General features: G+C 45.7%; 10 protein-coding genes and 1 riboswitch. Of the genes, 2 read left to right on the top strand and 8 right to left on the bottom strand.

Annotation, left to right across the window (positions count from 1 at the left end; genetic code table 11):
- The first annotated feature begins 58 nt into the window (after positions 1-58).
- A complete protein-coding gene (locus MSG34_RS23885) occupies positions 59-1,000 on the top strand; it encodes a LysR family transcriptional regulator (protein ID WP_012605070.1) in 942 nt (313 codons plus the stop codon).
- Between the two features lie 122 nt (positions 1,001-1,122).
- On the top strand, positions 1,123-2,913 hold the full coding sequence (locus MSG34_RS23890; protein WP_248339598.1) for an aminopeptidase P family protein: 1,791 nt from the start codon (positions 1,123-1,125) through the stop codon (positions 2,911-2,913).
- 113 nt (positions 2,914-3,026) lie between these two features.
- On the opposite strand, the gene thiH is transcribed toward MSG34_RS23890, so the two are convergent.
- The 8 genes from thiH to MSG34_RS23930 all read right to left on the bottom strand — a co-directional run bounded on the left by thiH (position 3,027) and on the right by MSG34_RS23930 (position 11,290).
- Positions 3,027-4,139 (bottom strand): 2-iminoacetate synthase ThiH, encoded by a 1,113-nt coding sequence (gene thiH / locus MSG34_RS23895; RefSeq protein WP_248339600.1) that lies wholly within the window; start codon positions 4,137-4,139, stop codon positions 3,027-3,029.
- Positions 4,140-4,146: 7 nt separating this feature from the next.
- Positions 4,147-4,911, bottom strand: coding sequence for a thiazole synthase (locus MSG34_RS23900; protein ID WP_248339602.1), 765 nt, complete (start codon positions 4,909-4,911; stop codon positions 4,147-4,149).
- A gap of 2 nt (positions 4,912-4,913) precedes the next feature.
- A complete protein-coding gene (gene thiS, locus MSG34_RS23905) occupies positions 4,914-5,123 on the bottom strand; it encodes a sulfur carrier protein ThiS (protein ID WP_048610390.1) in 210 nt (69 codons plus the stop codon).
- Positions 5,120-5,902 carry a HesA/MoeB/ThiF family protein gene (locus MSG34_RS23910; RefSeq protein WP_248339603.1) on the bottom strand — a complete coding sequence of 261 codons (783 nt, stop codon included), beginning with the start codon at positions 5,900-5,902 and terminating at the stop codon, positions 5,120-5,122. The genes thiS and MSG34_RS23910 overlap by 4 nt, the downstream gene beginning before the upstream one ends.
- Complete coding sequence (locus tag MSG34_RS23915; RefSeq protein ID WP_248339604.1) at positions 5,892-7,184, bottom strand: thiamine phosphate synthase; 1,293 nt, start codon at positions 7,182-7,184, stop codon at positions 5,892-5,894. Before MSG34_RS23915 ends, MSG34_RS23910 begins: the two co-directional genes overlap by 11 nt.
- Positions 7,184-9,133, bottom strand: a complete 1,950-nt coding sequence (thiC, locus tag MSG34_RS23920) for a phosphomethylpyrimidine synthase ThiC (protein WP_248339605.1) — start codon at positions 9,131-9,133, stop codon at positions 7,184-7,186. Before thiC ends, MSG34_RS23915 begins: the two co-directional genes overlap by 1 nt.
- Before the next feature lie 129 nt (positions 9,134-9,262).
- Positions 9,263-9,361, bottom strand: a riboswitch (TPP riboswitch).
- 62 nt (positions 9,362-9,423) lie between these two features.
- Positions 9,424-9,807 (bottom strand): fluoride efflux transporter CrcB, encoded by a 384-nt coding sequence (gene crcB, locus MSG34_RS23925; RefSeq protein ID WP_004736665.1) that lies wholly within the window; start codon positions 9,805-9,807, stop codon positions 9,424-9,426.
- 100 nt (positions 9,808-9,907) lie between these two features.
- On the bottom strand, positions 9,908-11,290 hold the full coding sequence (locus MSG34_RS23930; RefSeq protein WP_248339606.1) for a multicopper oxidase family protein: 1,383 nt from the start codon (positions 11,288-11,290) through the stop codon (positions 9,908-9,910).
- Between the last annotated feature and the right edge of the window lie 351 nt (positions 11,291-11,641).

The following is an 11,641-nucleotide window of genomic DNA, read 5'->3' on the forward strand; positions in this document are numbered from 1 at the left end:
AAAGATATGAACAAAAATGGCATATACTCATTAGCATTATTCCAAATAGGAAACTCACATGAATATTGAGAAACTATCACGCCTCGACTTAAACCTACTGGTTTGCTTACAGGTGCTGATGGAAGAGCTAAGCGTCACGCGCACCGCACATCGATTGTGTCTGAGTCAATCGGCTGTAAGTAAATCGCTAGCCAAGCTTCGTGAACAATTTAATGACCCTCTTTTCACGCGAAGTGCACATGGCCTGAGACCAACTCCAAAAGCGGTTTTCCTTAAGCCTCGCTTAGAAACGTTGATCAACCAACTTGATGTGCTTACCCAGCCGGAAACTTTTATTCCCAATAACAGCGACCACAGCTTTCACATCGCTGCCGTTGAGAGTGTTTACCCGCTGATTCTTCCGCACTTCTTACCAGCAATATTTAGACAAGCACCTAAGGTCAATATCAACACCCACGCGTGGACCGAACAAACCTTCAAGAAGCTACAGCTTGGTGAACTAGATATTGGACTCACCGGCAAAGACATCGACATCAACGATGCACGTTTAACAATGCTTCCGCCAGACGACATCTGCGAACAAGAGATCTATCGCGATGCACAAATGTGTGTGTTAAGACGTAACCACCCTGCTCTGAGTGGCAAATGGGATCTAGAAACCTACCTCGCCCAGCGTCATGTACAAGTAAGATGTGATGGTAACGACCGTTGGCTGCTCGATTACAAACTTGCCGACCTTGGACATCAACGTGATATCGCTATCTCAGTACCGGACTTTAATAGTGCTGCTAGCCTGTGTACCTACACCGACTTTGTGTTTACCGCACCAAGCCACTTTACTTACCTTGTCGCCAAACAACTCGACTTAGTGGTTGTGCCTTTACCAATGGAATTCCCGCCGATGGCATACACTCTGTTTTGGCACCGTGATAGAGAAAATGACCCAGCGCTAACTTGGTTGCGAGATATCATCAAAGAAAAAACTCTGCATCTTAGATAAAAATGGCGTACAGCGTTTGCAGCAAACGAACAAAAGCGCTAGCTTATTGACCTAATAAGTCCCCTCATATGTATATCTACTGTGAGTGTTAACAAGGACCCTAACAATAAGGATAAACACAAATGCACAATATCACTGCTGAACGCGTTGCTGCGGTTCGAGCTTGGCTTGAAACAAGCAACCTAGATGCCGTTATCATTCCACACGAAGACGAATATCTAGGTGAATACGTTCCAGCTCATAACGAGCGACTTCACTGGTTAACTGGTTTTACTGGCTCTGCTGGTGCGGCAGTTATCACTCGTGAGAACGCTGCTATTTTTGTTGATGGTCGCTACACGGTTCAGGTTCGTAAGCAGGTACCAGCAGAGTTATTTGAGTATCGTCACCTTATTGAAGAACCGGCTTTAGATTGGATAATCAATTCTCTAGTACAAGGCAGCAAGGTTGCATTCGATCCACGCATGCACACTGCTGCTTGGTTGAAAGGCGCTCAAGCTAAACTGGCAGAGAAAGTTGAATTAACAACGCTATCTTCAAATCCAATTGATGAGCTTTGGTCTGATCGTCCAGAGCCTGTGGTATCTGATGTTCGCCTAATGGCAACAGACGCAGTAGGCCAATCAAGTGAAAGCAAACGCGCAGAGATTGCTGGCTTATTAAAAGCCAAAGGTGCTGATGCCGCTATCCTTACGGAACTCGATTCGATCTGTTGGTTGCTTAACATCCGTGGTTTGGACGTATCTCGCCTACCTGTTGTGTTATCCAACGCGATCATTCACGCAGATGAAAGCGTAGATTTCTTCCTAGACCCTGCTCGTATTCCTACTGGCTTTGAAGCACACGTTGGCAATGGTATTCGTGTATCTCACCCATCAGAGCTTGAAGCACGCCTTCAATCTTTGGAAGGCAAAAATGTATCTGTCGATTCAGGTACCAGTAACGCTTGGTACACGCTGGTTCTACAAAGCTCTGGTGCTCATATCATTGAAGCAGCAGACCCATGCCTAATGCCAAAAGCAGCAAAGAATGAAACTGAAATTGCCGGCATGAAAGCGTGTCATATTCGTGATGGTGTTGCGATGGCGAAGTTCCTATCTTGGATTGATGCAGAAGTCGCGCAAGGTAATCTGCACAATGAAGCTGTGCTAGCAGACAAAGTTCAATCATTCCGCGAACAAGACCCAACGCTGATGGACCTAAGTTTCGACACGATTTCAGCAGCAGGCGGCAACGCTGCTATGTGTCACTACAACCACGAGAACCAACCTGAACCAGGTCAGTTAGAGATGAATACTCTTTACCTAGTCGATTCAGGCGGTCAGTACCTAGACGGCACAACCGACATCACTCGTACTATCGCGATTGGCCAGCCAAGCGACGAAATGATCCAGCAGTTCACGTTAGCGCTTAAAGGTCACATCGGCATTGCACGTGCACGTTTCCCACAGGGTACTCGTGGTTTCCAACTTGATATCCTAGCTCGCCAGCACTTATGGGCAGAAGGCTTCGACTACGACCACGGTACTGGTCACGGTGTTGGTCATTTCCTAAGTGTTCATGAAGGTCCGCAAAGCATCTCTAAGAAGCTAATCGACGTGCCTCTTGTTGAAGGCATGGTGTTATCAAACGAGCCGGGTTACTACCGTGCAGATGAATTTGGTATCCGTATCGAAAACCTAGAACTGGTGGTTGAGCTGCCAACTCAAGGTGACTTCTCAGTACTAACGTTTGAATCGCTAACACGCTGTCCTATCGATAAGCGCAACATCAACGTCGATCTACTGACACGACCTGAACTTGCATGGCTTAACGATTACCACCAGAAAGTATGGAACGATGTTAGCCCATTAGTTCAAGGTGATACATTGGAATGGTTACGCCAATCAACCACTCCACTTGCTCATGCTTAATGCTTAGCTAATTCACACTTAATGAAATGAAAACGGCTACCTTAGGGTAGCCGTTTTTATTTGTCGATTTAACTTCGTCGATGTTTCACGTGGAACATCAATCTATGTGTTCGCTAACCAGAGTAAGCACTGTGCCAGTCTCGCCACACAGGATCAAAGCCACGTTGACGAATCATTGACTCAACATCGGCAGCACTTCGCTCATCACTTATTTCAAATTGCTCGAGTTCTTCTTCATCAGAAGCATAACCACCTGGCTGGGTTTTAGACGCAGCCGACATACTGGTGATTCCCAATGGCAACACATTGTCGCGGAAAGCTGCAGACTCACGAGTCGAGAGAGACAATTCAACCTCAGGGTTTAATAAGCGATACGCACAGATAAGTTGAACCAACTGTTTATCACTCATAATCGATTTAGGCTGCAAACCACCCTCACACGGACGAAGACGTGGGAATGAAATCGAGTAACGTGTTTGCCAATAGGTACGCTCAAGATAGTCTAAGTGAGCGGCCACGAAGAAGCAGTCGGTACGCCAATCTTCCAAGCCAATCAAAGCGCCAATACCTATCTTATCAATACCCGCTTTTGCCAAACGATCGGGCGTTTCAAGCCGGTATTCAAAATCCATTTTATTGCCACGCAAGTGGTGTTCCGCGTAGGTACTTGGGCTATACGTTTCTTGGTAAACCATCACTGCATCTAAGCCGAGAGTTTTAAGCTCTGCGTAGTCATCTTGATCAAGCGGCTGCACTTCCATCGCAAGATAGTTAAATTGTGCCTTAATATTCGGTAGCACTTCACGGAAGTACTTCATCCCGACCTTGGTTTCATGTTCACCAGTCACCAACAGTACACTATCAAACTTCATCTTTTTGATAGCTACACTTTCAGCATCGATTTCATCCAAAGTAAGTGTGCGACGCTTAATGCGGTTCTCCATTGAGAAACCACAATACGTGCACGCATTCGCACATAAGTTTGAGAGGTACAATGGAATATACAACGACATTGTATTGCCGAATCGCTTGCGTGTGAGTGCCAACGATTGTTGCGCCATCTGCTCTAAGTAAGGCTCTGCTGCCGGAGAGATTAAAGCCTTAAAGTCTTCCAAGTCGCGTTTAGGTTTACTCAGAGCGCGCTCAACATCCGCTGCCGTTTTACTGAAGATAGACATACCTATGTCATCCCAGTTGAGCTGTTTAAATCGATCAACAAACGTCATAGGGACACTACTCGTCTAGAAATGAAGTTAGCGGACTAGAAGCAACCGCGTGAGACACCTGACCAGCGAGACCAGAAAGGTAAGCCATACGGCCAGCTTCAACTGCCAGCTTAAAAGCAATCGCCATATCAACGGGTTGTTGAGAAGCCGCAATCGCAGTATTAACTAACACGGCATCCGCGCCCATTTCCATTGCACGAGCAGCATGAGATGGCGCACCAATACCAGCGTCAACAATCACAGGGACGTTCGCTTGGTCGATAATAATCTCTAAGAAGTCCGCCGAAGCGATACCTTTGTTCGACCCAATCGGCGCACCTAACGGCATAACCGCAGCACAACCCACCTCTTCCAATCGTTTACACAACACTGGGTCGGCATGGCAGTAAGGCAACACAACAAAGCCATCTTTAACCAGTTGCTCAGCCGCTTTTAATGTCTCCATTGGGTCTGGCATCAAGTACTTTGGATCTGGGTGAATTTCCAGTTTGAGCCAGTTTGTGCCTAGCGCTTCGCGAGCCAAGTGCGCAGCAAAGATGGCATCCTTCGCGTTCTTAGCTCCGGAGGTATTTGGTAGCAAGTTCACGCCAGCATCAATGATCGGCTGTAAAATATCATCTTGCTCAGAGCGAATATCAACCCTCTTCAACGCCATGGTTGCAAGTTGAGAACCGGAAGCTTCAATAGCACTCGCCATTAAGTGCTTATTCGCGAACTTACCCGTCCCAGTGAAGAGTCGAGATTGAAACGTTTTATCTGCGATAGTTAACATGGTTAGCCTCCTGCAATGGCTTGGAAAAGAGAAATAGCATCGCCTTCATTGACGACCGTTTGTTGCCACTGACTACGCGGGACAACCGCATTGTTGATAGCAAAGACACAACCTAGATCGGGTAGTGAAAGAGCTTGGATGATATCCGCTAGAGACGACGATTGTGCAACCTGTTCTGGTTGCTCATTGATAGAGATCGTTATGTTGCTCATTGGGTTTCTTCTTCTAAATAGTTAGCTGTAGATGTGCAGCAAACGGGGCATTCACTATCTTGAGTGACACTTAAGTTTTGCCAGTTCATCGTCTGACCATCAAACAGTTTGAGCTGATGTGTCGCAACTTGGAACTCGCCAGTGCTAAGACGTTGAATAGCTGCCAGTGCTTGTAGGTTGCCTATGGTGCCAACAACTGGGCCGATGATGCCGCTATCGCTACAACGTGTCGTTTGCGGATGGTGACTGAACGGGAATAAACAGTGATAGCACCCTTTCTGTTTCTGATAATCAAAGACAATAAACTGACCTTTCCAGCCGATCGCAGAACCAGAAATCAAAGACGTACTGCTGCCGAAACATGCTTGGTTAACCTGTTGGCGTGACTCAAAGTTGTCAGTACAATCCAACACCAAATCAGCGAGCATCACCTCAAGCTCAAGTTGGCTTTGAGTCATTCGCTTATTGATGGTTCTTACTTGGCTTCGACCATTAAGCTCACCCAGCTGTTTCTTCAGGGCTTCAACCTTAGGTAAACCTAACTGACTTTCCTTGAACGCTACCTGTCGTTGCAGGTTAGACGAATCCACACAGTCATCATCTACCAATACGATTTTCCCGATACCGGAAGCCACAAGATAGAGAGCTGCTGCATTTCCTAAGCCACCACAACCGATGACCAACACATGGCTATCTAATAAATTGCGTTGCCCTTGCTCACCCACTTCAGGGAGTGCGATTTGTCGTTGATAACGAATGAATTCGAAATCACTCAGCATGACTTAGCTCCCGAGTTACCTCTTTAACAGCACTTGTAGAACTGTCAGCCATTAATGCTTCGAAGAACTCAATCACTTGTTTTGGGTCTTCGGCTAACGTAATCGCACGTACAACAGCAAGGCTCGATACCCCACAACGCCACACCTGTGCAGCCGTCGACTGGTCAATTCCACCAATCGCAACCGTCGGATAACCGGTGAGTTCTTCTGTGTATGGGATAGTATCAATCAACTGCTGATAGAGAGATAAACGCACAAGCCCTTGAGGCTTTGATGGCATCTGCTTAGTGGTGGTTGGGAATATATGCCCCAGCGCAATATAGCTTGGGTTGATTTGCACAATACGTAGCAACTCGTAATAGCCATGAGTCGAGAGACCGATCTTAATACCAGCTTGGCTCAGTTGAGATAGGTTGGATTCTTCGATGTCCTCTTGACCCAAATGAACACCAAAAGCATCATGCTTGAGTGCTAATTGCCAATAGTCATTGATAAAAACCTGAGCGTTGTGCTCTCTACCGAGTTCGATAGATCGTTTGATTTGTTGTTCTAAACCTTCTTGCTGCGGGTTCTTAATACGCAGTTGAACTGTGTTGATTCCAAGCTTGAGCAGCCTTTCGATCCACTCAACATCATCAACCACTGGGTATAGTCCTAGACTACTCTTACTCAGTTCAGGGAACGAAAGTGAGGTTCCTTGGTGCGCCCAACCAACACTAATATCCAGTCGTTCATCTTCCAGAATGGGAATAGGAAAGTTTTGGTAGCTTGCTGGCCATGTTCCACGTGAAACATTAGATGCTGCGCGAGCTAAAACCAGTGCATCTTCTAATGGGAACTCCAACGCCAACAAAGTAAGTAACCAAGCAAAGTGGCCACGACTATCTAACTCCTGATGAGCTGGAGTTTCACTCTTGATAGCACGATTGGCATCTAGCTGTGACCAGATATCCAATGCAGCTGAGTCATCTAAGACACCGATATAGATGGTATTCTGAGTTTGTGCCAAGGCATCAAGGACACCAGCTAGCGCCACTGAATGACTGTAATCAACGATATTATCAAGCTCACTTGAACGACACTCCGCCAATGAGTCAACATCATGAGCAAAGCCAATAGATAACGCTTGCTGAGCATCAACGATAGAGAAGCATTGAGTTGGGCTTACACCCAACTCAACTGCATCGGTTGCCAAGCCTTGTCGCTTAGCAACCAGTAGACAGTTTTGCACCTCTCCCGTTAGCTCAATATTTTGAGATGGGATAAGAATCTTCACTGTCATTATTCCTCTAATTGAGCTTCTTTTGCGCCTACTGCAGGGTGATAAAGTTCAGAGCCAGTATCACGGAACTCTTGTGATTTCTGACGCATCCCTTCCAACGGATTATCAAGCATCTTAATTTCTATAGCCTGATCAGCAGCCACTTGTTCAGTGTCTTTCGCGTACTCTCGAACTTCTTGAGAGATCTTCATTGAACAGAATTTAGGGCCACACATTGAGCAAAAGTGAGCAACCTTCCCCGACTCTTGCGGTAAGGTTTCATCATGGAAAGAGCGCGCAGTTTCCGGGTCAAGAGCTAGGTTGAATTGGTCTTCCCAACGGAATTCAAAACGTGCCTTTGATAACGCGTTATCTCGGATTTGCGCACCCGGATGTCCTTTAGCCAAGTCTGCAGCGTGTGCAGCCAGCTTGTAAGTAATCAGGCCAGTCTTCACATCTTCTTTGTTTGGTAAGCCTAGATGCTCTTTAGGGGTTACATAACAGAGCATCGCACAGCCGTACCAACCAATCATGGCCGCGCCAATTCCTGAAGTAATGTGGTCATAACCAGGGGCAATATCGGTAGTCAATGGACCTAATGTATAGAACGGTGCTTCATGGCAGTGCTCTAACTGCTCGTCCATGTTCTCTTTAATTAGGTGCATTGGTACATGTCCAGGGCCTTCAATGATCACCTGCACGTCGTATTCCCAAGCAACCTTAGTTAACTCACCCAGTGTACGTAATTCAGAGAATTGAGCTTCATCATTGGCATCAGCAATCGAACCCGGACGTAGACCATCACCCAATGACAGAGCGACATCGTACTTCGCACAGATCTCACAGATCTCACGGAAGTGGGTATAAAGGAAGCTTTCTTGGTGATGAGCCAGACACCATTTCGCGATGATAGAACCGCCACGAGACACAATGCCAGTCACACGCTTAGCGGTCATAGGAACGTAACGAAGCAATAAGCCTGCGTGGATAGTAAAGTAATCAACACCCTGCTCTGCTTGTTCAATCAAGGTATCGCGCATCACTTCCCAGTTAAGGTCTTCCGCAACGCCGTTCACTTTTTCAAGCGCTTGATACATAGGAACCGTGCCAATTGGTACTGGGCTATTACGTAGTATCCATTCGCGAGTCTCGTGAATATTACGACCGGTAGAAAGGTCCATCACGGTATCGCCCCCCCAGCGAGTCGACCATACTAGCTTCTCAACTTCTTCTTCAATCGAAGAGCTCACTGAAGAGTTACCGATATTAGCGTTCACTTTAACTAAAAAGTTACGGCCAATAATCATCGGCTCAGATTCAGGGTGGTTGATGTTCGAAGGGATGATAGCTCGGCCCTCAGCGACCTCATTACGCACGAACTCAGGGGTGATTTCTTTCGGCAGGTTTGCGCCAAAGTTATGGCCAGGGTGTTGGTGGTTCAGCTGCTCATCAGCGAATTTCTGACGTCCCATGTTCTCTCGTATCGCTATGTACTCCATCTCCGGAGTAATAATCCCCTTACGAGCATAGTGCAGCTGAGTAACACATTGATCGCCTGTCGCACGACGAATTCTAGGCAGATTACCGTAACGAAGGTCGTCTAGAGTTTCATCTTCTAAACGCTCTTTGGTGTAGACAGAACTTACATCGTCTAACAGTTCCGTATCAGAACGCTCTTCAATCCATTGCTCTCGTAACTTAGGAAGGCCACTGTAAAGGTCAATTTCGTGCGTAGGGTCAGTATAAACACCAGAGGTGTCGTATACATGAATAGGGGCATTAGGTTCGAATACAGGATCTTTTTTGGTACCACCAACAAGGCTATCTGCTAGTGATATTTCTCGTACAGGGACTTGAATGTCCTCGCGAGATCCTTGGATGTAAGCTTTTTTTGAATTTGGATAAGGTTGTACGGATAAAGAATCAATGAAATTCTTCGCTTCCAGTCTTGCTTGTTTACGACTCGACATAGCATTTTTCCTTGGCTTTTAGCCATTATTTATAGGGATAAAAATGCTTGACGGATAAGATGCTACAAGAGGGATCACGGTAAGAAATACAGTTGTGATCTGGAGATAGATCTCTAGAAGGATTCTAGTTAGATATCTACTCTTGTTCCCTTCGCAGGTATTAGCCTGATCAGGTTCAACGGATCCCGAGTTAACGGTCTCAGCCATATGGCACTCCGACAAGTATGATCGAGTATATAAAAACGGCTTGGATAAACCAAGCCGAGTTGTTAACAAATCGTAAGAAAGTTTTAAGACTTTATCAAAAGTTGGAAGCCGATCCATGCGGCTGAAATACTGAGAACCACATTGAGCAGTACATTGAGTCCCATCTTGAAAAACGCACCCTGCTGCATAAGAAGCACGTTATCCATCGAAAACGTAGAAAATGTCGTCAGGGCCCCAAGGAAACCAAGACCGATAATTTGTCTCCATGGCTCCGTCGCAACCATCTCATTTTCAAACGCGGCGATGAGCAACCCCATAATCAAAGAGCCAATCACGTTAACAGTCAGCGTACCGTAAGGAAAACCACGTCCTAACATCACAACGCATAACTCTGAAATCAAGTAACGTGAACAAGCACCAAACGCGCCACCGATGGCGATAAAACCTAGAATAGATAACTGACCCATGAATCCTCCCAAACAATAATCCTTATATTTTAGCTTTAACACCGATAAAAGCGAGGGTAGAAACTAAGAATGCATGCGCAAATATTAAACGTTACAGGTGTCACTTAACTTCAATATATCCCATCAAACCCGTTTTCATGTGTTCGATAACATGACAGTGATACATCCAACGGCCAGGGTTGTCGGCAACAAATGCGGCTTTCGCTCGACCATTCTTTCCAAGTAACACAGTATCGGTATGGAAAGGTTCTTCAACTTTCTTCCCATCAAGTTCCAATACAGTGAATGTATGGCCGTGAATGTGAATCGGGTGATGATATTGAGTGACGTTCTTAAGATCGAATATATAGGTTTTTCCCAGATCTAAAGTCGCCAACGGTTCAGGGATATTATCTTTGCTCATCCCCTCCCATGCTCGTTTATTAGTAAGCCAAAACTTAGGCATAGATTTTCCATCTTTAGATACTGGAGAAACCGCCCCTTCCCATTCAAATAAAAAGTCGATTTCTTCTGCATTAGCCAAATCTAAATTGGGCACAGGATTAAGGGGTAAAGAAGGCAGAGAGCGATTCTCAACAAGGGTTGAATCTACAACCTCGAACTCACACAAAGAGAAAGGAAAGCGTCCTTTCATTTGAAGGACGCTAACTCGCCCACCGGCTTTGGGTGCTATCAGTCCAATATCCACTCGCATCCCTGGACCAATTTTATGTTCCGTCAGCTTATAAGGTGTTTTGACAGGGTTACCATCAATGGCAATCACCCATGCCTCAGCCCCTTCAACAGCAATAGGGTAAGTGATCGTATTATCGACATTAGCGATACGCAGCCTGGTCGTTGCATGTTGTTTTAACTGATAGACAGGCTCATGTATTCCATTAACGCTACTCCACTCTCCTGGCGTACCCATACGAGCACTGAGTCGTGGGATCATTAGATCTTTCCATTGGCCTTTCTTATCTATATGCCAATGCTTAAGCATCAGTGCGTGTTCTTCATCAAACTGTACTGGTATGCTCTCCTCAACGATAATTAGACCAACCAAGCCCATACCAAGCTGTTTAACACTGTTCATATGTGGGTGATACCAAAACGTACCAGCATCTGGCGGCGTAAACTCATAAATGAATGTTTCACCTGGCATGATCGGTGGTTGGCTTAAGAAAGGGACTCCATCCATTCCGATAGGAATCCTTAAACCGTGCCAATGAATAGTTGTCGGTTCTGATAGCTTGTTGGTAAAACGGATCGTTACCTTTTCACCTTGTCGACATCGAATCGTTGGTGCTGGAATCTGACCATTAAAGCCTAGAACATTAGTCTCAACCCCCGTCACGAGTTCAGCGGTTGAAGGCTCTGCCGTTAGGTCATAAACATACTTTCCTTGTTCATCAACCGCCCGTTTCATAGAGCAAGCAGGCAGTACAGTGAGTGCAGATATAGCGAGAGATGATTGAATAAACTTACGACGGGAAATATCCATATTTGTTGCCTTTTAGTAATAACGACCAAAATGTAACAAAATATTGAGAATAATTCTCATAAAGAAGCGTGGTTTGTGCTGTTGGCTGTTTATAAAAGAGGCTGAGATAAGTAAGCACTTACACTTTTAAGGCTAGGTTTTAGTAAAGGTAGGCATTACCGACTAAAAATCGAACAAATCTAAAGCAAAAAACAAAACTTCTGCTGAGGCGTAGATATGACAAGGTGGAGGTTTCGGCTCCCAATAAGCGCTGCTTTGCTAATGGCGTATATTAGATTCAGAAAGCAAAAAGGCTCTAGCATTTCTGCTAGAGCCTTAAATATGGCAGGGGTGGAGAGATTCGAACTCCCA

The organism is Vibrio sp. 1CM2L (assembly GCF_023161695.1).
Taxonomy (GTDB): domain Bacteria; phylum Pseudomonadota; class Gammaproteobacteria; order Enterobacterales; family Vibrionaceae; genus Vibrio; species Vibrio coralliirubri.